The sequence below is a fragment of the Actinoplanes italicus genome (assembly GCF_003001815.1).
GTDB lineage: Bacteria > Actinomycetota > Actinomycetes > Mycobacteriales > Micromonosporaceae > Actinoplanes > Actinoplanes italicus.
In genome coordinates this window covers 230,816-252,980 of record NZ_PVMZ01000017.1, presented here as the reverse complement: position 1 = coordinate 252,980, position 22,165 = coordinate 230,816, and the positions used below count along the sequence as shown (strand labels likewise).

16 protein-coding genes are annotated in these 22,165 nt (G+C 70.8%); 9 read left to right on the top strand and 7 right to left on the bottom strand.

Going from position 1 to position 22,165, the window contains the following annotated elements:
• Window positions 1-93: 93 nt before the first annotated feature.
• From CLV67_RS34710 to iolB, 3 genes are read right to left on the bottom strand one after another with little or no spacing between them, the layout of a single operon-like run.
• Window positions 94-1,587, bottom strand: coding sequence for a CoA-acylating methylmalonate-semialdehyde dehydrogenase (locus CLV67_RS34710; RefSeq protein WP_106326086.1), 1,494 nt, complete (start codon window positions 1,585-1,587; stop codon window positions 94-96).
• 1 nt (window position 1,588) lies between these two features.
• Entirely contained in the window at window positions 1,589-3,472 is a 1,884-nt protein-coding gene (gene iolD, locus CLV67_RS34705) for a 3D-(3,5/4)-trihydroxycyclohexane-1,2-dione acylhydrolase (decyclizing) (protein ID WP_106326175.1), read from the bottom strand.
• 40 nt (window positions 3,473-3,512) lie between these two features.
• On the bottom strand, window positions 3,513-4,397 hold the full coding sequence (iolB, locus tag CLV67_RS34700) for a 5-deoxy-glucuronate isomerase (RefSeq protein ID WP_106326084.1): 885 nt from the start codon (window positions 4,395-4,397) through the stop codon (window positions 3,513-3,515).
• 336 nt (window positions 4,398-4,733) lie between these two features.
• Between iolB and CLV67_RS34695 the strand changes: the two genes are divergently transcribed.
• Complete coding sequence (locus CLV67_RS34695; protein WP_203737130.1) at window positions 4,734-5,501, top strand: dioxygenase family protein; 768 nt, start codon at window positions 4,734-4,736, stop codon at window positions 5,499-5,501.
• A 47-nt stretch (window positions 5,502-5,548) separates the two neighbouring features.
• Window positions 5,549-6,556 (top strand): TerC family protein, encoded by a 1,008-nt coding sequence (locus tag CLV67_RS34690; RefSeq protein WP_106326082.1) that lies wholly within the window; start codon window positions 5,549-5,551, stop codon window positions 6,554-6,556.
• Window positions 6,557-6,701: 145 nt separating this feature from the next.
• Here CLV67_RS34690 and CLV67_RS34685 read toward each other — a convergent pair whose 3' ends face one another.
• Together CLV67_RS34685 and CLV67_RS53795 are read right to left on the bottom strand one after the other, a co-directional pair.
• Window positions 6,702-7,574, bottom strand: a complete 873-nt coding sequence (locus tag CLV67_RS34685; protein ID WP_146169400.1) for a CPBP family intramembrane glutamic endopeptidase — start codon at window positions 7,572-7,574, stop codon at window positions 6,702-6,704.
• Between the two features lie 981 nt (window positions 7,575-8,555).
• The gene (locus CLV67_RS53795; protein ID WP_239166348.1) at window positions 8,556-11,027 is read right to left on the bottom strand and encodes an APC family permease; all 2,472 of its coding nucleotides are present in this window, start codon (window positions 11,025-11,027) and stop codon (window positions 8,556-8,558) included.
• A gap of 61 nt (window positions 11,028-11,088) precedes the next feature.
• Here CLV67_RS53795 and CLV67_RS34675 point away from each other — a divergent pair, with 61 nt between their 5' ends.
• Complete coding sequence (locus CLV67_RS34675; protein ID WP_106326077.1) at window positions 11,089-11,355, top strand: hypothetical protein; 267 nt, start codon at window positions 11,089-11,091, stop codon at window positions 11,353-11,355.
• A 49-nt stretch (window positions 11,356-11,404) separates the two neighbouring features.
• The gene (locus tag CLV67_RS34670; protein WP_106326075.1) at window positions 11,405-12,433 is read left to right on the top strand and encodes a S66 family peptidase; all 1,029 of its coding nucleotides are present in this window, start codon (window positions 11,405-11,407) and stop codon (window positions 12,431-12,433) included.
• Window positions 12,434-12,445: 12 nt separating this feature from the next.
• Here the strand turns inward: CLV67_RS34670 and CLV67_RS34665 are convergent, their stop codons facing one another.
• Together CLV67_RS34665 and CLV67_RS34660 are read right to left on the bottom strand one after the other, a co-directional pair.
• Window positions 12,446-13,108 carry a response regulator gene (locus tag CLV67_RS34665; protein ID WP_373873160.1) on the bottom strand — a complete coding sequence of 221 codons (663 nt, stop codon included), beginning with the start codon at window positions 13,106-13,108 and terminating at the stop codon, window positions 12,446-12,448.
• Window positions 13,096-14,310 carry a sensor histidine kinase gene (locus CLV67_RS34660; protein WP_428839494.1) on the bottom strand — a complete coding sequence of 405 codons (1,215 nt, stop codon included), beginning with the start codon at window positions 14,308-14,310 and terminating at the stop codon, window positions 13,096-13,098. The genes CLV67_RS34665 and CLV67_RS34660 overlap by 13 nt, the downstream gene beginning before the upstream one ends.
• A gap of 161 nt (window positions 14,311-14,471) precedes the next feature.
• On the opposite strand from CLV67_RS34660, the gene CLV67_RS34655 reads away from it, so the two are divergent.
• The 5 genes from CLV67_RS34655 (at window position 14,472) to CLV67_RS34635 (ending at window position 21,777) form a co-directional block, all read left to right on the top strand.
• On the top strand, window positions 14,472-15,371 hold the full coding sequence (locus CLV67_RS34655; protein ID WP_106326071.1) for an ABC transporter ATP-binding protein: 900 nt from the start codon (window positions 14,472-14,474) through the stop codon (window positions 15,369-15,371).
• A gap of 115 nt (window positions 15,372-15,486) precedes the next feature.
• Window positions 15,487-16,272 carry an ABC transporter permease gene (locus tag CLV67_RS34650; protein ID WP_106326069.1) on the top strand — a complete coding sequence of 262 codons (786 nt, stop codon included), beginning with the start codon at window positions 15,487-15,489 and terminating at the stop codon, window positions 16,270-16,272.
• 57 nt (window positions 16,273-16,329) lie between these two features.
• A complete protein-coding gene (locus tag CLV67_RS34645) occupies window positions 16,330-18,414 on the top strand; it encodes a M6 family metallopeptidase (protein WP_106326067.1) in 2,085 nt (694 codons plus the stop codon).
• A gap of 121 nt (window positions 18,415-18,535) precedes the next feature.
• On the top strand, window positions 18,536-19,198 hold the full coding sequence (locus CLV67_RS34640; protein ID WP_106326065.1) for a helix-turn-helix domain-containing protein: 663 nt from the start codon (window positions 18,536-18,538) through the stop codon (window positions 19,196-19,198).
• Window positions 19,195-21,777 (top strand): VIT domain-containing protein, encoded by a 2,583-nt coding sequence (locus CLV67_RS34635; RefSeq protein ID WP_106326063.1) that lies wholly within the window; start codon window positions 19,195-19,197, stop codon window positions 21,775-21,777. Before CLV67_RS34640 ends, CLV67_RS34635 begins: the two co-directional genes overlap by 4 nt.
• Window positions 21,778-22,165 lie beyond the last annotated feature (388 nt).

The window sequence follows — 22,165 nt, the reverse complement described above, 5'->3', positions numbered from 1 at the left end:
CGTCGCGAACAGGTGCTCGGCATGCCGCGGTCACAGACATCCGACGATCATGTCAAAGACTTCAGACCATGCTCGGGTACGGACAGAGCGCGATCACCGGGCGGTCGGGAAATGCAGGGACGCCTCGGAGAACGCGGACGCCATCGGCCAGCGCTGGGTGACGACCTTGTTCCGGGTGTAGAAGGCGACCCCGTCGGGACCGTAGATGGGGCTCTGCCCGAACAGCGAGTCCTTCCACCCGCCGAACGAGTAGTACGCCATCGGCACCGGGATCGGCACGTTGACCCCGATCATGCCGACGCGCACGCCACGCTGGAACCGGCGCGCGGCCTCCCCGCTGTTCGTGAAGACTGCGGTGCCGTTGCCGTACGGATTGCTGTTGATCAGCGCGATCGCCTCGTCCACGGCGGACGCCCGCACGACCGAGAGCACCGGCCCGAAGATCTCCTCGCGGTACACGTCCATCTCGGGGGTCACCCGGTCGAGGACCGTCGGGCCCACGAAGAAGCCTTCCTCGTACCCCGGAATCTTCAGCCCCCGGCCGTCGGCCGTGACCGTCGCGCCCTGCCGCGCCCCCGCACCGATGAGGTTCTCGATCCGCTCCTTCGCGGCCGCCGTGATGACCGGGCCCATCTCGCTGCCCGGATCGTCACCCGGACCGACTCTGATCGCCGCGGCCCGTTGCGCCACCTCGTCGACGACCCGCTCCGCGTCGCCGACCAGGACCGCCGCCGAAATGGCCATGCACCGTTCCCCCGCCGACCCGAAAGCCGACGCGACCAGGTGTTCCGCCACGAACGACGGGTCCGCGTCGGGCAGCACGACGGCGTGGTTCTTGGCGCCGCCGAGCGCCTGCACCCGCTTGCCCGCGGCGGTCGCGTGCTCGTGGATGTACCGGGCGATCGGGGTCGAGCCGACGAACGACACCGCCGCGATGCCCGGATGGGCGAGGATCGCGTCGACCGCCTCCCTGTCGCCGTGCACGACGTTGAAGACCCCGTCGGGCAGGCCCGCACGCTGCCACAACTCGGCGACGAACCCGGCCGGCGACGGGTCGCGCTCGCTGGGTTTGAGGAGGAACGTGTTGCCGCAGGCGATGGCGATCGGGTGCATCCACATGGGCACCATGGCCGGGAAGTTGAACGGGGTGATCCCGGCGACCACACCGAGCGGCTCGCGGAAGCTGAACACGTCCACACCGGCCGACGCCTGGTCCGAGAACGATCCTTTGAGCAGTTGCGGGATACCGCACGCGAACTCGATCACCTCGAGACCGCGCTGCACCTCGCCGGCCGCGTCGGAGAGCACCTTGCCGTGCTCGTCCGAGACGATCTCAGCGAGCCGCCCGGCCTGCGCGTTCACCAGCTCCCGGAAGGCGAACAGGACACGCGTGCGCTGACTGAGCGAGGCCTGGCTCCACTCGGTGAACGCCTCGGTCGCGGCGCGCACGGCGGTGTCCACGTCGGCGGCCGGGGCGAGCAGCACCTCGTGCTGCCGGCGACCGGTGGCCGGCTGCCAGACCGGCCCGCGCCGGGTGGAGGCGCCGCCGGTGTGACGCCCGTTGATCCAGTGCTCGATGATGGCCATCTCACAGCCCTCCCGGTCGCAGGTGGTGGCGCTGGTCGCGTTTGCCGGCGAGGTGTTCGGCCCGGGCGCTGCGGGTGCTGTGCAGAGTGGCGACCTCGGCGACCGGCACCTCCCACCAGGACTCCGACGCGGGCGCCGACGGCTCCGGGTCGGTCTCGATGTGCAGCACGGTCAGCCGCTCCGACTCACGCGCGTGTTTCAGGCCCTCGACGAGGTCGGCGATGCCGCGGCAGCGGATCACCGCGGCGCCCAGGCTCTCGGCGTTGGCGGCCAGGTCGACCGGCAGGCGGGCGCCGTCGTAGTCGCCGCTGCGCTGGTTGCGATACCGGTGGCCGGTGCCGAAACCCTGCGAACCGACCTGCTCGGACAGGGCGCCGATGGACGCCGACCCGTGGTTCTGCAGGACGATCACGATCAGTTTCAGGTGCTCGGCGATCGCGGTGACGAGCTCCTGCGCCATGGTCAGGTATGAGCCGTCGCCGACCAGGGCGAACACCTCCCGGCCGGGTTCCGCGAGCTTGATACCGAGGGCGCCGGCGATCTCGAAGCCCGTGCAGGCGTAACCGTGTTCGACGTGATACTGCTTCGGGTCGCGGGCCCGCCACAGCCGCTGCAGGTCGCCGGGCAGGCTGCCGGCCGACTGCACCACGACGTCGCGGGCGCCGCAGGCCTCGTTCACCACCCCGATCACCTCGGCCTGGGTGGGCAGCTCCCCGGGTGCGCCCCGGCCCCGGTACGCGTGATCGACCGCCACCCGCCACGCCGCCACGTCCTCGGAGAAGTCACCGGTGAAGCGGCGCCCGTGCAGTGCCGGGAGCAGCGCGTTCAGTCCCGCGCGGGCATCGCCGACCAGCGGCGACGCGGACAGTTTCCCCGCGTCGAAGCCGGTCACGTTGAGGTTCACGAACCGTACGTCGGGCCGCTGGAAGGCGGTGTGCGACGCCGTCGTGACGTCGGTGTAGCGGGTGCCGACACCGATCACCACGTCGGCGTTGCGGGCGAGCCGGTTCGCCACCGGGTTGCCGGTCGCGCCCACCCCGCCGACCGCGTTCGGATGATCCCAGCTCAGCGCGCCCTTGCCGGCCTGGGTGTCGGCGACCGGGATGCCGGTCTCGCGGGCGAACCGGTCCAGGGCGGCGGAGGCCTCCGAGTAGATCACTCCACCACCGGCGATGATCAGGGGCCGGTGCGCACCCCGGATCACGGCGGCCGCCCGTTCCACCGCCAGGGGATCCGGGACCTGGCGGGGTACGTGCCAGACTCTCTTCGCGAAGAGTTCGTCCGGGTAGTCGTACGCCTCCGTCTGAAGGTCCTGGGGTAAGCAGAGCGTGACCGCACCGGTCTCCACCGGATCGGTGAGTACGCGCATCGCGCTGAGCAGCGCGGACGGCAGCTGCTCGGGCCGCTGGACGCGGTCGAAGAACCGCGACAGCGGCCGGAACGCGTCGTTGACCGAGACGTCACCGGCCCGCGGATCCTCCAGTTCCTGCAGGACCGGGCTGCTGAGCCGGGACACGAAACCGTCCGACGGCAGCAGCAGGACCGGCAGCCGGCTGACCGTGGCCAGGGCCGCGCCGGTGAGCATGTTCGTCGAGCCGGGACCGATCGAGGCGGTGCAGGCCATCGCCGACAGACGGTTGCGCATCCGCGCGTAACCGGTGGCCGTATGCACCATGGCCTGCTCGTTACGGGACACCCGGAACGGCATGTCGGGCGATCCCGTGCGCTGAGCCTGCAGCAGCGCCTGACCGATTCCGGCCACGTTGCCGTGCCCCAGGACACCGAGGAACCCGGCGACCGCCCGCTGCTCGACGCCGTCGCGTTCGGTCCACTGGTTCGCCAGGAAACGCACCACGGCCTGACCGACCGTGAGCCGCTGCTTCACGCTCGGCACTCCCCGCGCACTGTCACCTTTTCACCGCGCACTATCGCCTCTTTTCGCGTACTGAGGTGAGGGGCAGCCGCGAGTCGACCCGTTCGGCGGCCCAGCGTCCGCGCACCCAGCCGTGCGCCGGGTCGTCACGGACCAGCCAGCGCCGCTCACCGGGGCCGGCCATCACGTTCAGGTAGTACAGGTCGTAACCGGGCGCGGCCATCGACGGGCCGTGCCAGCCGTACGGGATGAGCACGACGTCGCCGCTGCGCACCTCGGCGCAGACGTCGATCGGACGGTCCGGGTGGCCGTAGACCCGCTGGTAGCCGCAGCCGTGCCCGCCGGCCGGGGAGCCGGCCACCTCGAAGTAGTAGATCTCCTCCAGGCTGCACTCGCCGTCGCCCTGCTCGTCGTGCTTGTGCGGCGGGTAGGACGACCAGTTGCCGCCCGGGGTGAGCACCTCGCAGGCGATCAGCCGGTCGGTCTCGAACGTGTCGGGGGTGCAAAGGTTGTTGACCTGGCGGCTGGCCTGGCCGGCGCCGCGCAGCTCGACCGGGACGTCCTCGGCGGCGCCGTAGCGGAACGGCAGCGTGCGGTCGGCGCGGGCGGCCGGCAGCGCGAAACGTCCCCCGTTCGGGGCCCGCAGAGTCACCTGGGTCCCGCGTGGCAGGTAGGCGAAGTCGGTGACCCGGGAGAACACCGATCGGCGGCCGGTCAGGGTGAGCCGCTCGTCGTCGCAGGCCACGTCGCAGCCGCCGGCCAGGGGCACCACCAGCATCTCGTCGCACCCGGTGGGGAAGCGGACCCGCCCGCCGACCGGCAGGTGGACCACGCGCAGGCTGCTGTATTCCCAGCCGGCGTTCTCAGGGGTGACCACGACGTCGAAGGGCCGTTCGGCCGAGCTGCCCCGGGGAACGAGCGGGTTGACCCGGGTCATGGGCTGTCTTCCCGCGCCTCTGCCACTCGCTCTGGTGCCGCCTCTGCCACTCGCTCTGCTGCCGCTCGCTCTGCTGCCGCCCTCTTTGCTGCCGCCCCTGCCGCGAGGCGGCGATCGCTCCGGCAACGTAGACGGAGCGCATCGCCGCCTCGAGGGGTCATGCGCGGTCCCTTCGCCTGGGTCACCCAGCGGTAACGGACCGGCGACGCTGGGTTCGGGCCTGGTTTCGATGTAATTACGGGACCCTCGCCGCGTCAATACCGGATTTAGTTGCGGCTACAACTAAACCGGCGTACGCTGAGGATACAAATACTTGAAGCTTCAACGGAGGCAGCCATGTCGATGCCCGCCCTCTTCCTCAGCCACGGCGCCCCGCCGCTGGTCGATGACGCCACGTGGGTGGCGCAGCTACAGGAGCTCGCCGCCGACCTGCCGCGACCGAAAGCGATCCTCGTGGCCTCGGCACACTGGGAGTCCGCGCCGCTGATGCTCGGCGCCACCGACACCGTGCCGCTCGTGTACGACTTCGGCGGTTTCGCGCAGCGCTACTACGAGGTGCAGTACGGGGCGCCAGGCGCACCCGCCCTGGCCGACCGGGTCGCCGCCCTCATGCCCGATCACCAGACAGTGGCCCGCACCACACGCGGTCTTGATCACGGAGCGTATGTGCCGCTCACCGTCATGTACCCCAACGCCGACATTCCCGTCCTGCAGATGTCGCTGCCGACCCTCGAGCCCGACGCCCTGCTCGACCTGGGCCGCCGGCTGGCCCCGCTGCGCGACGAGGACGTGCTCATCATCGGCTCCGGGTTCACCACCCACGGCCTGCCGTTCCTGCGCGACTGGCGCCCCGACGCGGCCGCGCCCGGCTGGTCACGCGAGTTCGACGCCTGGACCGCCGAGACCCTGGCTCGCGGAGCCGTCGACGAACTGGCCGACTTCCGTGAGCGCGCTCCCGGCATGCCGTACGCACATCCGACCATCGAGCACTTCGCGCCGATGTTCCTCACCCTGGGTGCATCCCAGGACCCCGGTCAGGCGCCGGCGCAGCCTATCGACGGCTTCTGGATGGGCCTCGCGAAACGTTCTTTCCTGGTGGGATGAGGCCGCTTCTCAGGATGTTTGCAGAATCTTTGGAGATCCTGTGAAGCATGCTTGAGGTCTCCGCGCTGGGGTGGATCGTCACTATCGGTGTCATCGTCGCCCTGCTCGCCCTCGATTTGACTCTCGGGGTGCTCCGTCCACACGTCGTCGGCTTCCGTGAAGCCGCCGCCTGGTCGATCTTCTACATCGCCGTCGCCATCATCTTCGGCGTCGTCTTCGGGAGTGTCTACGGCTGGGACTTCGGTACCGAGTACTTCGCCGGGTACATCGTCGAGAAAAGCCTGTCAGTCGACAATCTGTTCGTCTTCGTCATCATCATGACCACGTTCGCCGTGCCCGAGCGCTACCAGCAGGAGGTGCTCACCTTCGGGATCATCATCGCTCTGATCCTCCGGGTGATCTTCATCGTGCTCGGCGCCGCCCTGCTTAGCGCCTTCTCGTTCATGTTCCTGGTCTTCGGCCTGATCCTTCTTTACACCGCGGTGCAGCTCTTCCGACACCGTGACGAGGATCCCGACGTCGGCGAGAACGCGCTTGTCAAGGCCGGTCGCCGCTTCCTGCCGGTGACCGAGGACTACGTCGAGGGCAAGATGATCACCCGCATCGACGGCAAGCGCATGGTCACCCCGCTGTTCCTGGTGCTCCTGGCCATCGGCGGCACCGACCTGCTGTTCGCACTCGACTCGATTCCCGCGGTGTTCGGCGTGACCGAGTCGGCGTACATCGTCTTCGTCGCGAACGCCTTCGCCCTGCTTGGCCTGCGAGCCCTGTTCTTCCTGGTCAAGGGCCTGCTCGACCGCCTCGTCTACCTGTCCACCGGCCTGTCGCTGATCCTCGCGTTCATCGGCGTCAAGCTGATCCTGCACTGGGCCCACAAGGACATCAACGAGTCGGTCCCCGAGGTCTCGACGCCTGTCTCCCTCACGGTGATCATCGGCATCCTGATCGTCACCACGGTCGCCAGCCTCATCAAGTCGTCGCGCGACCCGTCGCTGAAGGCCCACGCGGGCAGCCTCCGCGCCTCTTCGTCCAACGATCATCACGCCCAGAACTGACCACTACGCGGGGGCCGCCACCGGCGGTCCCCGCGCCTTTCTGCATGCCGCGCCAGCGTGGTGTTGCTCCATCCACGTTGCTCACGGCACCACCCCACGGAGGCGGGGCCGACCGGCCGCCCCTCCTTCCGCCTGCCGCGTTTGCCTACGGCAGGCGGGGTGCGAGGGCGGTGAAAGGATGCTGTGGCCGACGGGTCATGACGGCGATCGCCGCGACGGCCAGGCCCATCGTGACCAGGTAGCCGACCCGGAACGGGGCCGGGTCACCGGCAAGGTGAGCCGACACCAGCGGCGTCCACAGCCCGACCGGATTGTCGTCGGCGGGGAACGTGAAGAAATGCCACTGGGTCCAGTTCCATCCCAGGTGAAGTCCGAGCGGCAACGCGATCCCACCGGTACGCACCGCGGCGAACCCGAAGACGATCGCACCGACCAGCGGCCCGACAGCCGTCCACGCAAGCTCGGCGCCGCCGTCCTTCACCGTGACGCTTGAACCGACGCTGAGCAGGTGGTAGCCACCGAAGATCACCGCCAGGACCACCACGGCCGCCGTCGCGCCGATCCCCTCAGCGAGCCGCCGCAGCGCATAGCCCCGGAACACCAGTTCCTCGACCAGCACCGCGCACACGAAATAGAGCGTGCCGGACACCATGAGCGAGGTGGTGAACGGCCGGTTCGGCTCCCAGTGGAGCACCCCGCCGAGCATCAGCATCCAGGCGAGACCACCGACCAGGACGAGGCCACCGGCCATCCCGGCGGCCAGCTGACCCAGCCGGACCCGATCCGGCAGTAGTCCGGCGTCGGCCCAGCTGCGCCCTTCGAACCGCAGGCACAGCCCGGTGACCCCGACGATGAGCAGCGCACTGACCGCCACCACCGGCCACGGCTGACCGTCCCGCAACGCCCAGGCCGGACCGAACATGCCGACAAGAACCGCGGCGCCCATGACCGAGGCGACGCAGAGCCCGAAGAACCCGGCCACCTTCCACCCGGACCGTACGACCCCATCAGGCCCCACACCGATCCTCTTGACCGCAGTCAGCACACCCCACCCGCCCGCCCCTGGTCCACCTGCACGCCTGGCCCGCCCACCTGCCGTAGACCATACGAAGCCGAGACCACCCGCCCCGCATCCTCACCCGCCATCTTGCGTGACCAGGGTGCCCCGCCCCCGGCAGCGCTTCGCGCCCAGGATTCACCACGGCCCGTCCCAGGCTGCGAGCGCTTCCCGCGTCTACCGGACTCAGGTGCGGCTCGCGGTTCCCGGCAGACCTTGATCCCGGAAGCTCTCTGGAGAGACTCTGGGATCAGGTCTCCGGCAGGCCCGCGAGCCGTGATCGAGGCACGTGATCGCACAGGGGTTCCCTGGTTGAGGGACGGCTGGCGGGGTGGACGGTCGACTGCGAGAGCCTTCTGGACACCTTTTACGGTCAGGGTCTGGTTGGGGCTGGTGGGGATAGCCCTGTCCCAGGCCGCCTGATCGCCCAGCCATGCCCGGCGAACCCTTCCTTGGGCTGTTGACCGCCCAGCCATGCCCGGCGAACCCTTCCGCGGGCTGTTGACCGCCCAGCCATGCCCGGCGAACCCTTCCTTGGGCTGTTGATCGCCCAGCCATGCCCGGCGAACCCTTCCCCAGGCCGCCCGATCGCCCAGCCATCCCCGGCGAACCCTTCCCCAGGCCGCTTGATCGCCCAGCCGTGGTCGGCGAACCCTTCCCCAGGCCGCCCGATCGCCCAGCCATGCCCGGCGAACCCTTCCCCAGGCCGCTTGATCGCCCAGCCGTGGTCGGCGAATCCTTTACCGGGCCGGAGGCAGCGATATCCCGGAGCCCGGCTCCGAAAACGGCCCTAGTTGATCGTCCAGCACCGGGTCGCGGCGGTAACCGACCCCCGCGACCCCGGGGCCCACGACGGTAACGCCAGGCCATCAGCCGACCGGGCGCCACAACGGCTCAGTCGGATGCGGCTGACGGGCCGGGAACCCCGACGGCGAAAGCTCTCTAGTCGTCGGAGGCCTCCGGGTCTGCCGTGGCGGTGGTGTCCGAGGGTTGCGGACGGCGCTGACGCGGGGCCGGGCGGCGGCCGGCGCGTGCACGCGGCGCTGCCGTGTCGCCCTCAGCAGGTCCGCTCGCCGCCTGTGCTCCGCCGTCAGTTCCCGGCACCGGCGGCGCTCCCCCGGTAGTTCCACGCACTGCCGGTGCTCCCGCAGGTGTGCCGTCGCCGGCCAGGCCGTTCGCCGCGGCCTCTCCGGCGGGAATGCCACTTCCACCGGCGGCGGCCGCCGTCTCGCCCTCGGGTGTTCCTTCGCCGGCTGAACTATTCGCCGCGGGTTCACCCGTGGACGGCGGCGTCTCATCTACCGGGCCGGCCGCGGGCGAACCGGCTTCAGGCGTGGTTCCGGTCGGCAACGGGCCGGCCTGCGGTGCGGAGGGCACGGCCTCGGTCACGCCGTTCGCCGACGGCTCTCCGGTGGCAGCGGAGGCGGCCGGGCCAGTCGCCGCGGAGGTGGCCGGGCCAGTCGCCGCGGAGGCGGCCGGGCCAGTCGCTGGACGGCGGGCGCCCTGCCTGGTCGAGGTGCGCTTACGTGGTGTCGACGGACGGCTGGGCGCTTCCGGCGTACCCACAAGGTCGGTTTTGCCGGAAGCAACGTCTGGTGCCTCGCCGAGGTCGGGATCCGTGGTGGTCGCGTCGCTCTTGTCCGTGGGCGTGGCGGGAGCCTCGTCGGCGTTGAGTGAACCCGGCGGGGCTTCATCGGCCTCGACCGGAGCGGTCGAGGTGTCGCCGGCTTTGGCCGGGCCGGCAGGGGTGTCGTCCGTGTCGATCGACGCTGGCGGAGGGCCGCCGGCCTCGATCGACGTGGAGGACGCCTCCGCTTGCCCGGGGTTCGTCGGGGCGGGGACGGGGTCGCCGTCGGTCACCACCGCCGGGGGCGTTTCGCCGGGGGCCAGCGGCGGACGGCCGGTGCCGATGACGGCGAAGACGTCAGGACGTTCGCGGCGTAGTTTGCGGCCCCAGATGATGCCGGCGACCAGCGCCAGCAGGAATGACAGGATCGGCGACCAGATCTTGGCGGGGTTGTCGGTGTCGAGGAGTTCGCCGAAGAAGGCGATCGTGACCAGAAGCACCAGGGAGAGGAAGACGGCCGAGATCCAGGGTGCGATCGCGCGTCGCCAACGGGTCTCGCCGAGGGGACCCCGGCGGAAGAAGCGGATCACCGCTATGGCCGCGATCGTCATGAGGACCAGCACGCCGAGGCCGCCGGAGACGGTGCCGAAGAAGAAGAGGTCGGTCGTCGGGTTCCACACGGCGATCGCGAAGATCACCAGAACGACCACGGCCAGCGCGGACTGGGCCAGGGACGCCGCGACCGGTACGCCGTCGCGGGTGCGGGCGAGGCTCGCGGGCAGCACACCCTCGCGGGCGACGGTCAGCGCGTAGCGGGCCACGGTGTGGTGGAAGGCGAGCATCGCGGCGAACAGGCTGGTGGCGAAGAAGACCTGGCCGATGTCGAGGACGACCGTCGGCAGGTACGGCTCGGGCAGGAAGAAGAAGAGGTCGGACAGGTGCTCCCCGGCGACCGCGACGATGTTGTCGGGCCCGGCCACGACCGACATCGCCCAGGCCGTGCCGCCGTAGAGCACCGCCGCGACCAGCAGCGTGTAGCCGATGGCGCGGGCGATCGTGCGGCGCGGGTCGCGGGCCTCGGCGGCGTAGACCAGCGGCGCCTCGAAACCGACCATGCCGGCGATCGCGGCGACGAGCAGCGACACACCACCGGCGGTGGCGATCAGCGCGGGATTGAGGGTGTCGAAGGTGACCGTGCCGCCGGCCGGATTGCCGATCATGACGGCGTCGAAGATCAGCACGATGAGCACCTCGGCGCAGACCAGGACGGTCAGAATACGCGCGTTGAGATCGATGTCGAGGCGGCCGAGAATCGCGATCACGGCCCAGCCGATCAACGCACAGATGATCCACGAGATCTCGATACCGAAGATCGCCAAAGCGTTGTGCGTGGCCACGCCGAATGCGCCGTAGAGACCGATCTGCATCGCGTTGTAGGCCAGCAACGCCACGAAGGCGGTGCCCACACCGACGGGCCGGGAGATGCCGATCGATGCGTACGCGTAGAAGGCACCGCTGTTGGGAACGTGTCGTGCCATCGCGGCGAGCCCGACCGCGAACACTCCGAGAACGGCGGCGACCAGCATGTACGCCACCGGAATGCCCTTCTCTTCCACCTGGCCGTAGCCGAGCGGCAGGGCTCCGGCGACTACGGTGAGCGGGGTCATCGCGGAGACCGCGATGATGAAGATCGGCCAAGTGCCGAGCTTCCTTTCCGGTTGGGACATGGCGCCTCCCGTGTCGAATCGATGATGAATCGATGACCGGCCTCCATCATGGCCCTCACCGCGCGTCAGCGATATAGAAAAATGTCGATCATGAATGGTTGTTGTCGCTGGAACGCTCAATTGATCTAGGAAATGCCGGCGCGCGTCGTTTCGCCACCGGAAGGCCGGGTAGATTTCCGGGATGCCACTCGCACCGCAACCGCACGGCCGCCGCGGCACCGTCGAGGAGCCGTACAGCCCGCTGAACCTGCGGCTGGTCCTCGCGCTGTTCGGCCTCGTGGTGTGCACGGTCCTTTCCGTGCTGCTGTTCCGCGCCGGCTGGGCCGTTCCGGGCTGGCTGCTGGCCGCGTGGGCGGTCGCCGCGGCCGTCGACGCCGTGGTGATCCAGCTGCGGCGGCGGGCCCGCGCGCGGATCGAGGGCGGTCGCGACCACTCCCTGTTCGAGTAGCGGCGTTCCCCGTGGCGGTGATGCTTTCCGGTCATGTCAGGATCCCGATATGACGATCAGGTATCCGGCCCCGCTGCGCCCCGGTGACCGCATCGGCGTCACTTCCCCGTCGAGCGGCGTCGACGACGACATGCGCGCGCGGTTGCGGGTGGCGATCGATGTCGTACGCGAGCGCGGTTACGAGGTCGTCGTCGGCGAATGCATGGACGGCGCCCGGCACGTGAGCGCGCCCGCCGCCGAGCGCGCGGCAGAGCTGACCTCGATGCTGACCGATCCGGCGATCAGGGCCGTCGTTCCGCCGTGGGGCGGCGAGACCGCGATCGACCTGCTACCACTGCTCGACTGGGACGCGCTGGGTGCGGCCGAGCCGACCTGGCTGGTCGGTTACTCCGACATGTCGACGATCATCACGCCGTTCACCCTGCTCAGCGGGGTGGCCACGGTGCACGGCAACAATCTGATGGACACGCCGTACCGTCCTCCGGCGGGTCTGCTGTCCTGGCTCGACATCGTGGCCCTGCCGCCGGGCGAGACGTTCAGCCAGGTGTCGCCGGGCCGTTACCGGGACAAGGGCTGGGTCGACTACCGCACCGACCCCGGCGTGGACGAGTTCGTGCTGGACGCCGAGGGCCGCTGGAGCCGGCTGGACGGCACGGGGGACGTCGATGTCGAGGGACGGCTGATCGGCGGGTGCATCGAGACGCTGTGCAACCTGGCCGGCACCCGCTATGCCGACGTGTCGTCCTTCGCCCGGCGGCACGCGCCGGACGGGCTGCTCGTCTATGTCGAGGCGGCCGGCGACGACGCGGCGACGATCTGCCGCAACCTGCACGGCATGCGGCTCAACGGCTTCTTCGACGACGCCCGTGCCGTGCTCGTGGGGCGTACCAGCGGCCCGGCGACCGGCGGTCTGACCCAGCGGGAGGCGGTGCTCGACGCGCTCGGCGGTCTCGGCGTGCCGATCGTGGCCGACGTCGAGTGCGGGCACGTGGCGCCGTACCTGCCGATCGTCAACGGCGCCCACGGCCGCGTCGTGCTGACCGGTGACCGCAACGAACTCACCCAGACGCTGAGCTGACCCCGGGCCGGCTCAGGCCAGGCCGGCGTCGTGGACAAGCAGCGCCACCTGGACCCGGTTGTTGAGGTCGAGCTTGGTCAGCACACGCGAGACGTGCGCTTTCACCGTCGCGACCGACATGTGCAGCTGGCCCGAGATCTCCGCGTTGGACCTGCCCTGCGCGATCGCGAGCGCCACCTCCCGCTCGCGGACGCTCAGCCTGCCGAGCAGCTGCTCGGCGCCGCCCCGCTCGGGTGGGGTCCCGGCCGCGACATGGGCGATCAGCTGCCGGGTGATGCTCGGCGACAGGGTCGCCTCACCCTGGGCGACCCTCAGTACCGCGTCCCGGATCTGGCCAGGCGGGGTGTCCTTGAGCAGGAACCCGCTGGCACCGGCCCGCAGCGCACGCAGCACGAACTCGTCGGCGTCGAACGTGGTCAGCACCAGCACCTCGGGAGCACCGGGCCGGCGTCGCAGCGCTTCGGTGGCGGCGAGCCCGTCGACGCCGGGCATGCGGATGTCCATCAGCACGACATCGGGGTCGAGCCGGGCGACCGCATCGGGGACCTCGGAGCCGTCGGCTGCCTGGCCGACGACGGTGACCTCCTCATCGCCGGAGAGGATCATGGACAGTCCGGCCCGGACCAAAGCGTCGTCGTCGACGATGAGCACCCGGATCGGGCTCATGCCGGCCATGGCAGCCACGCGGTGACGACGAAATCGTCACCGGTCCGGCCGTGTTCGAGGTGGCCGCCGGCCAGCAGGGCGCGTTCGGCGAGCCCGATCAGGCCCATGCCGGTGCCCGGGATGGGTGTGGCCGGGACGGAGACCGGCATCGGGTTACGGACATCGATGCTCAAACCGTCACCGGCCGCCCCGCCGACCGTGACGCGCACGGCGGCTCCGGGTGCGTGCTTACGCGCATTCGTCAGGCCTTCCTGAATGATCCGGTACGCCGCACGGCCGGTCGCGGCGGGAACGGTCTCGGGCTCGGGGCCGATCTCGAGCCGGACCTTGACACCGGCGGACCGGGACTCGTCGGCCAGCGCGGGCAGCGCGCTGAGTGTGGGTTGTGGCCGCTCGGGGGTCTGCTCGTCCTCCGGCTGGCCGGTGCGCAGCACCCCGATCACCGCCCGGAGGTCCTGCAGTGCCTGGTGGGCGCTGGAACGCACGACCGCGGCGGCACCGGCGATCTCCTCGGGCGGGGCTCCCGGCCGGAACTCCAGGGCGCCGGCGTGCAGGCTGAGCAGCGAGATCCGGTGCGCGAGCACGTCGTGCATCTCCCGGGCGATCCGGGTCCGTTCCAGGACGCGGGCCTGGGCGATGCGCAGCCGCTGCTCGGACTCGGCACGCTCAGCACGGTCACGCCAGGTGACGATCAGCTGGCGGCGGCCGCGGACGAGCATGCCCCACAGGGCCGCGATGATCGTCAACGCAGCGCCCCAGCCGAACGCCTCCCAGTAGCCCATGCCGGGCTCCGGCCGCGCGGCCGGGAAGACGGCGTTGGCCGCGATGACCACGAGCACATAACCCGCGAGCACCGTGAATCTGCGGTGCACGGCGACGGTGAACACGACGATCAGCAGAGTGACACCGCTGGCCATCGAGAACGTGGCCATCAGCAGCAGGTAGAGGGCCAGCACGGCCAGGAAGCGACGCCGCCACCAGAGGGCGACGGCCGCGACGGTGCTGCCCACCGCGTCGGTCACGATCAGCCAGTGCGGGGTCTGTCCCCACGCCTGCGCCGTCGCCGAGGCGGGGTCGAGCAGCTCCACGGTGATCAGGACGGTGCATCCCAGGCCGAGCACGAAGCAGAGTGCGTCGACCACCCAGTCGCGCGTGGAGCGGCGGGCGGTCAGCGGCCCCGCCGGGTCCGCGGCCAGCGCGGACGGCCACAACCAGCGGTACTCCGGCAACGACGCTTCCACGGGATCGACTTTACGGGCGGGCGGCCACCAGCCGATACCGACCAAAGTCGATACTGCGGCATAGACCAAGGTTTGCCGGCATCGACTCTCGGCCGAAGCGGCCGCCACCGCGCCTCACTCACGCTGGGTGCATGATTACGGTCGAGAACCTCACCAAGACGTACGGGGCACAGCGCGCCGTCGATGGCGTGTCGTTCACCTGTGAGCCGGGTACGGTGACCGGCTTCCTCGGGCCCAACGGCGCCGGCAAGTCCACCACGTTGCGGATGATCTGCGGTCTGACCCCGCCGAGCTCCGGCCGTGCCACCGTCAGCGGTGTGGCGTACCGGCGGCTCGGCAATCCGGGCAGGCACGTCGGGGTGCTGCTCGACGCCTCGGCGCAGCACGCCGGGCGCACCGGGCGTGAGGTGCTCGCGCTGGCGGCGATCACGATGGGACTGGACACCGCCCGGGTGCCCGACCGGCTGGCCCGGGTGGGTCTTGACGGTACGGCGGCGAAACGGCGGGTCCGGGCGTACTCGCTGGGCATGCGGCAGCGGCTGGGCCTGGCGTACGCGATGCTCGGCGATCCGGCCGTGCTGGTGCTGGACGAGCCGGCGAACGGCCTGGACCCGGAGGGCATCCACTGGATGCGCGGGCTGCTGCGCGGTTTCGCCGACCGGGGCGGCACGGTGCTGCTCTCCTCGCACCTGCTGCGTGAGGTCGAGGTCGTCGCCGACCGGCTGGTGGTCATCGGCAACGGGCGGATCCTCACCCAGGGCGACAAGGAGGCCCTGCTCGGCGCCGCCGGCACGATGGTGCGCACCACCGACCCGGCTGCGCTCGACGCCCTGCTGCAGCGCATGGGGCTGACCGGCACGACATCGGCCGACGGCAGTGTCCTGGTGCCGGCGGACGCGCAGACGATCGGGCAGGCGGCCGCGGCCGCGGGCGTCGTGCTGCTGGAGCTGCGGCCGGCGGGCAGCGGCGGGCTCGAGGAGATGTTCCTGCGGCTGACCGCGGGCGCCGAGCCGGAGAAGGCCGCCCGATGAGCGGCTTCGTCCCGGCTGCTCGCGCAATGGCGCGGACCGCGCCCACCCGGGCCTGTGCGCCCGCCGGCACGGCGGATGTCCCCGTGTCCCCGATCGACTCCGAGGAGGCCTTCCGATGACCGCGCCCGTCTCGACCACCCCGACGACACTGCCCGCGTCCGCCGCCGCTCCGGTGCCGCTGACCAGACTGACCATGGTCGAGCTGCGCAAGCTCGCCGACACGCGGGCGGGCATGTGGCTGCTGATCGTGATCGGATTCGCCACCGTGGCCACGTCGGCGATCCTGCTGGGCTGGGCCGAGGACGAGGAGATGACGTTCACCGCGTTCTACACCTTCGGTCTGGCGCCGTCGGCCGTGCTGCTGCCGGTGCTCGGCATCCTGTCGGTGACCAGCGAGTGGTCCCAGCGCACGGCGCTGGCCACGTTCACGCTGGTACCGGCCCGCGCGCGGGTGCTGCTGGCCAAGGTGGGCGCGGGCGCGCTGATCGCGATCGCCGCGACGGCGGCCACGGCGATCCTGGCCGCGGGTGCGAACGCGCTGGCCCCGGCGTTCGGCGGTGACGGGGCGTGGAGCCTGGATCCGTCGCTGATCTGGCAGACGCTGCTGTTCCAGGTGATCTTCGTTCTGATGGGCAACGCGTTCGGCGCCCTGCTGCTGAACACTCCGCTGGCGATCGTCGTCTTCTTCGCCCTTCCGACGGTCTGGTCGATCCTGGGAGGAAGCATCCGCGCCCTGGCCGATGCGTCCGCGTGGCTGGACCTCAACGTGACCTCGCAGGCGACGATGGAGGCGGACATGACCTCGGGCGAGTGGGCCCGGATGGCGGTCTCGACCGTGGTCTGGGTGGTGCTTCCGCTGCTGCTCGGAGGCTGGCGTGTGCTCCGCCGGGAGGTTTCCTGATCCACAACGGCCGGTGTTGGCGTCACGATCCGGCGATCGGAGGTAGCGTCCCGAGACGTGACGCGTACCCTATTTGCCAGCTTCGCGGCAATTACCGCTTCCATCCCGTTGCTAGCTGGCCCGGCGCCGGCCGCGCCACCGACCGTTCCCCGGCCCGTCCCGAGCACCCCGGCACCATTGCCGTTCGAGGCGGAGACCCGCGAACCGGACCTGGACCGGCTCACTCTCGACGGTGAGCCGCTCCCCGTCGCCAGTTACGAACCCCGGCCCAGCGCGCGGAGCGCGGTGCGGACCCCCGAGGTCGGCACCGTCCGCAGCTGGGCCGGACTCAATGAGATCGACGGGGACGTCTACCGCAAGGACTACACGCTCCGCGGCGTCGGGGAGCACATCGAGGTCTGGGTGGCCAACGATCTGGCCTTCCCCGAGGGGGACTGCCGCAAGAACGCCACCGAGGTCACCGACACGCAGGTGAAGGCGCTGGTACGCGAGTTCGACGAGGTCATCTACCCCCGGGAGACCAAGGCCTTCAGCACGCCGCCGGACCGCGGCGGCGCCAATCCAGGGCTGCCCGGCGACTTCAGCGGGGCCGGCAACCGGACCGTGACCCTGGTCGACAACATCCGCGACGACAACTTCTACGACTTCCCGAAGCGGCAGACGTACATCTCCGGCTTCTTCTCCGAGCAGCTCAACGAGCTGTTCGACCGCAACGTGATCACGATCGACGCTTACGACTGGGCGCATCGGACCGGGGCCGAACCCCCGCACGAGCCGAACGACGACCTGTGTCTCAGCCGGCCCTCCCGGCCCCGCATGTACGAGTCGACGTTCGCCCACGAGTGGCAGCACCTGCTCGCCTACTACACCGACCCGGACGAGGAGGTGTGGATCAGCGAGGGCCTGGCCGACTATGCACAGAGCCTCGCCGGTTACGCCAACACCACGGCGGGGGTACGCCATCGCGGGTTCGACAATCACCTGGCCTGTTACCAGGGTTTCGGCAACGTGAGGACCGCCTACAACCCGAATCCGCGGGAGTGCGGCGGCCCGTCCAACTCGCTCAACCTGTGGTCCGAGGGCGAGCCGGACGAGATCCTGGCCGATTACGGCATCACGTATCAGCTGATGCTCTACCTGCGTGACCGCTTCGGCGCGAAGCTGCTCACCACGCTGCACAAGGACAAGGAGAACCACGGTCTCGCCGCGGTCGAGGCCGCCCTGCCGGACGGGGTGAAGCTGCACGACATGCTCCACGACTTCCAGGTCATGACCCTGATCGACAAGGTCGTCGACGAGCCGGGCGGCGTGGTCCGGGGCGCACCGCGTCAGCGGGTGACCTCGCGCAGCGTCCGGTCCACCGTGAACCTCGACAACTCGTCCGCCTTCGGCGCGGCGGGCGCGGCGCCGAACGGTGCCGACTTCCTGCGCCTGCCGGACGAGTGGCGGACCGTCACGTTCGACGGCGCGCGGTCGCTGCCGCCGACGCCGCTGGCCTGGACGATGGACGCCGGGATGCTCTTCTCCGGCAACACCCCGAGCACGGACGCGGCCGCGGTGCGGACGGTCGACGTGCCGGCCACCGACCCGGTGCTGCGGTTCAAGACCACTTACGGTCTCGAGGACAAGTTCGACTTCGGGTACGTCACGGTGTCGGCGGACGGTGGCAAGAGCTACCAGATGCTGAAGGGCGACAGGACCATCGAGGGGCCGCTCGGACAGGCGATCACCGGGAAGGCCGCTGACGTCACCCTGAGTTACGACCTCAAGGCGTACACCGGAAAGCAGATCTTCCTCGGGTTCCGCTATGTCAGCGACAGCGCCGTCAGCATCGGCGGCTGGCACATCTCGGACGTCAAGGTGGGTGCCACATCGGTCGGTGACGACAGGCTGGACGGCTGGAAGTCGCCGACCGAGATCCGCCCGGTTCCGGTGGGCAACTGGCAGGTGACCCTGGTCGGCCTGGCCGACGGGAAGGCCAAGGTGGTCGCGCTGCGTGACGCCGCCAGGGTGCGCCACTATCCGAAGGTGGTCGCGATCGTCTCCTACGACGAGCCCACCGGCATGGTGACCCAATACGCCCCCTACACCCTCAAGGTCGACGGCAAGTCGTTCCAGCCCGCCGCCGATCCGAAATCCTGAAGCCTGCCCTCTCCGCTCGATCTGCCCGCCCCGGAACGCCTCTGCGTCCGTGGCGGGCAGATCCGTGTCCGGGGCCATTCTGCCATTGACAGTGTCACAGTGACAGTGTCATTGTCGGGGCATGTGGACGATGGAGCAGTTGGTCGAGCGGGTGAGCGCGGCACTCGCCGCGGAGTACCCGGGCGCCCCCAACGGCCGCGTCCGGGAGGTTCCCGACCGCAGGTCGATCCGGTGGTACACGACGATCGGCCTGGTGGACCGGCCACTCGGCACGCGAGGGCGCACCGTTCTCTACGGACCGCGGCATCTCTTGCAACTCGTCGCGATCAAGCGACGGCAGGCGGCGGGTATGACTCTCGCCGAGATCCAGGCGGAGCTGGCCGGAGCCTCCGAGGAGACTCTTGCCGCGGTCGCCCGGGTGCCCGATCAGGTGCTGCGCACCGACGGGTCACCGCCACCCGCGCACCGGGGCAGACCCGACTTCTGGAAGGCCTCCCCCGCCGCCCCGGTCCGCATCCTGCCGGCGGAGCCGGCGCCGGACGAGAACGGCGACGCGGCACCGGCCGGTGTCACCCGGCGTGAGCTGGCGGCAGCCGTCGAGACGCTCGGCGCGCCGCCACCGCTCCTGCAGGCGCTGATCACCGGGGTGCCACTCGGCGAGGGAGTGATCCTGCTGCTGCCCCGCCACACCACCGACCTCGACCGCGACGAGATCGCCGCGGCCGCCCGGCCTCTGCTCCACCTGCTCGCGGCCCGCGGGCTCACCGATGGGAGAACATCATGATCATTTCCGTGAACCCGATGGGATCGGCAGAGCTGGAGCGCCACCGCCCGGTGTCCGACGCGGGCCTGGGCACCCTGCTCACCGAACGCGGCAACCTTCCGCTGGACCGTCTCGACGTCCGTGCCACCATCAGCGGCCTGCTGGTGCGCACCGAGCTCACCACCGAGTTCGTCAACGCCCACGACACGGCGCTGGAGGCCACCTACGTCTTCCCGCTGCCCGACCGAGCGGCGGTCACCGGCATGACGATGACCGCGGCCGACCGCGTCGTCACCGCCGAGCTGCATGAGCGCGGCGCCGCCCGCCAGCAGTACGACGAGGCCATCGCGGCCGGCCGGCGGGCGTCGATCGCCGAGGAGGAACGACCGGACGTCTTCACCATGCGGGTCGGCAACATCCTGCCGGGCGAGCGCGTGGTGGTGCGGCTGCGGCTGGTCGGCCCACTGGCGTATGAGGACGGTGCCGCCACCTTCCGGTTCCCGCTGGTCGTGGCCCCGCGCTATGTGCCCGGCGTCCCGCTGCCCGGCCCGTCCGCGGGTGACGGGCAACAGTCCGACACCGACGCCGTCCCGGACGCCTCCCGTATCTCACCGCCGGTTCTGCTGCCCGGCTTCCCCAACCCGTTGCGGCTGTCCATCAACGTCGACATCGACCCGGCCGGCCTGGAACTCGGCGAGGTCCGCTCCAGCCTGCACACCGTCACCGAACACGACGGCAGTCTGCGCATCCAGCCGGGCGAACGGGCCGACCGCGACTTCGTGCTGCGGCTGGCGTATGCGCCCGGCGGCGAGTCGGCGGTCGCCGTGCCCGACCCCGCCGGTGAGGGTGACGGTGACAGTGAGGGCGGCCAGGGCACCTACCAGCTGGTCGTGCTGCCGCCGGAGGCGTCCGCCGCCCCACGCCCGAAGGACGTGGTGCTGCTGCTCGACCGTTCCGGCAGCATGGGCGGGTGGAAGATGGTGGCCGCCCGCCGGGCCGCAGCCCGGGTCATCGACACGCTGACCGCCGATGACCGGTTCGCGGTGCTCACCTTCGACCACGTGGTCGACCGGCCGGACGGCCTCGGCGACGGGCTGGTGGAGGCCACCGACCGGCACCGCTTCCGTGCCGTCGAGCACCTCGCCCGTGCCGACGCCCGCGGCGGGACCGAGCTGCTGGCGCCGCTCACCTCCGCCCTGGCCCTGCTGGCCGACAGCCCCGGTCGTGACCGGGTGCTCGTGCTGGTCACCGACGGCCAGGTCGGTAACGAGGACCAGATCGTCAAGCAGGTCAGCCCGCTGATCGGCGCGATCCGCGTGCACACCGTCGGCATCGACCGGGCCGTCAACGCCGGATTCCTGGGCCGCCTCGCCGCGATCGGCGCCGGGCGGGCCGAGCTGGTGGAGAGCGAGGACCGCCTCGACGAGGCGATGGAGCAGATCCACCGGCGCATCGGCGCTCCGGTCGTCACCGGCATCTCCGTGACCGGCGACGGCTTCAGCCCGCTCGACGGCACGCGCAGCCCCTCCCGGCTGCCCGGCCTCTACCCGGGAGCGCCGCTCGTCATCACCGGCCGCTACACGGGCACGCCCGACGGTGCTCTCACCGTGACCGGGCGGACCCGTGACGACCAGGAGTTCCGGACAGCTGTTGCGGTCCAGCGCAGCTCCGAGACAGCCGTCACCTCCCTGTGGGCGCGCGCCCGCCTGCGTGATCTGGAGGACGCGTATTCGTCCGGGGATCTCTCGCTGGAGCCGGAGATCGTGCGCACCTCGCTGAGGTTCGGTGTGCTCTGCCGGTTCACCGCGTTCGTGGCGGTCGACGAGCGGGTGGTCAACGAGGGCGGCGACGCGCGGCGGGTCACCCAGCCCGTCGAGATGCCGTCCGGGTGGGAGACGCCCGACGCTCCCCCGCCGCCTGCACCGTTCTTCATGGCCGCCTCTTCCCCGTTCCCCGGCGCGGTCGGCGCGGGTGCTCCGGGTGCGGTCCCGCCGATGCCGCCGATGCCGGCACCGGGTTCCCCGGCACCCGGTCGGCCGGGGTTCGTGCCGCCGCGCGCGAAGCGGGCGTCCGCGCCGGACTCTGTCGCCGAGTCCGGCGCACCGGACGCGGGCAGGTCGTCCGGAGCCGACGCCACCTCTCGTCTCGACAGCGCACCCGCACCGGCGTTCGGGGCTCCGCCGCCGCCGGCCCAGAGTGGCATCCCGGCCAGCGCGGTGCCCCGCGGGTTCTCAGGGCTGGTGGGCCGCGGACGGGCGGCCGGCGCGCCCGCGCGGTCGCGGTCGCGTCACTCCGGTTCGGCTGATGGCGGCCTGTCGGTGGACGAGCTGCGCGAGCTCGTCGCCGTCGAGGTCACCCGGCTGCGTGAGGCGGAGGGCCTGCCCGCGCTCGACCGCCGCGACCTGCTCGACGACCTGGCGAGCCGCCTGACCGTCCTGCTCGAGCCGGTCAGCGACACGTCCCTCGACCCGGTCCGTGAGCTGGTGACGCTGCTCCACGGTGACGGGCCGCTGGACGACCGGTGGGCTGCCGCGATCCGTGTCCTGGAGGAGTTCGCAACCGGCAAGCCCGTCCCGAAGCGCTCCTTCTGGAAGTCCTGATCGGGTCATCCAGGGCTCAGCACGCAGGTCGACATCGCCTGGCGGCTGGGCCCTGGACAGGTCCGGCGCTCAACAGCGCCGACCTAATCGCCGGACGGCTGAGCCCCTGATCGATCCGGCGCTCGACGGCGCTGACCGAGCCGGCGCACGGCTGAGCCCCTGATCCGTCCGGCGGTCAACGGCGCTGACCGAGCCGCCGGACGGCTGAGCTCTGAATCGGTGCGGCGCTCAACGGCGCTGACTGAGCCAGCAGACGGATGGCTGAGCCCGTGATCGGCCTGAGGTTCAGTGGCGTGGATGGAGCCACCCTGGCGGCGGGAGCCCTGGCGGCGGGAGCCCTGGATCGGCTTGGGTCTCGTCTGGACAGTCTGGCGCTCGTGGAGCGCCT

Excerpts from the sequence above, each read along its gene's own strand:
- CLV67_RS34710 (WP_106326086.1), bottom strand. The coding sequence starts at position 1,587 with ATGGCCATCATCGAGCACTGGATCAACGGGCGTCACACCGGCGGCGCC.
- iolB (WP_106326084.1), bottom strand. The coding sequence starts at position 4,397 with ATGACCCGGGTCAACCCGCTCGTTCCCCGGGGCAGCTCGGCCGAACGG.
- CLV67_RS34695 (WP_203737130.1), top strand. The coding sequence starts at position 4,734 with ATGTCGATGCCCGCCCTCTTCCTCAGCCACGGCGCCCCGCCGCTGGTC.
- CLV67_RS34690 (WP_106326082.1), top strand. The coding sequence starts at position 5,549 with ATGCTTGAGGTCTCCGCGCTGGGGTGGATCGTCACTATCGGTGTCATC.
- CLV67_RS34675 (WP_106326077.1), top strand. The coding sequence starts at position 11,089 with ATGCCACTCGCACCGCAACCGCACGGCCGCCGCGGCACCGTCGAGGAG.
- CLV67_RS34670 (WP_106326075.1), top strand. The coding sequence starts at position 11,405 with ATGACGATCAGGTATCCGGCCCCGCTGCGCCCCGGTGACCGCATCGGC.
- CLV67_RS34665 (WP_373873160.1), bottom strand. The coding sequence starts at position 13,108 with ATGGCCGGCATGAGCCCGATCCGGGTGCTCATCGTCGACGACGACGCT.
- CLV67_RS34655 (WP_106326071.1), top strand. The coding sequence starts at position 14,472 with ATGATTACGGTCGAGAACCTCACCAAGACGTACGGGGCACAGCGCGCC.
- CLV67_RS34650 (WP_106326069.1), top strand. The coding sequence starts at position 15,487 with ATGACCGCGCCCGTCTCGACCACCCCGACGACACTGCCCGCGTCCGCC.
- CLV67_RS34640 (WP_106326065.1), top strand. The coding sequence starts at position 18,536 with ATGTGGACGATGGAGCAGTTGGTCGAGCGGGTGAGCGCGGCACTCGCC.
- CLV67_RS34635 (WP_106326063.1), top strand. The coding sequence starts at position 19,195 with ATGATCATTTCCGTGAACCCGATGGGATCGGCAGAGCTGGAGCGCCAC.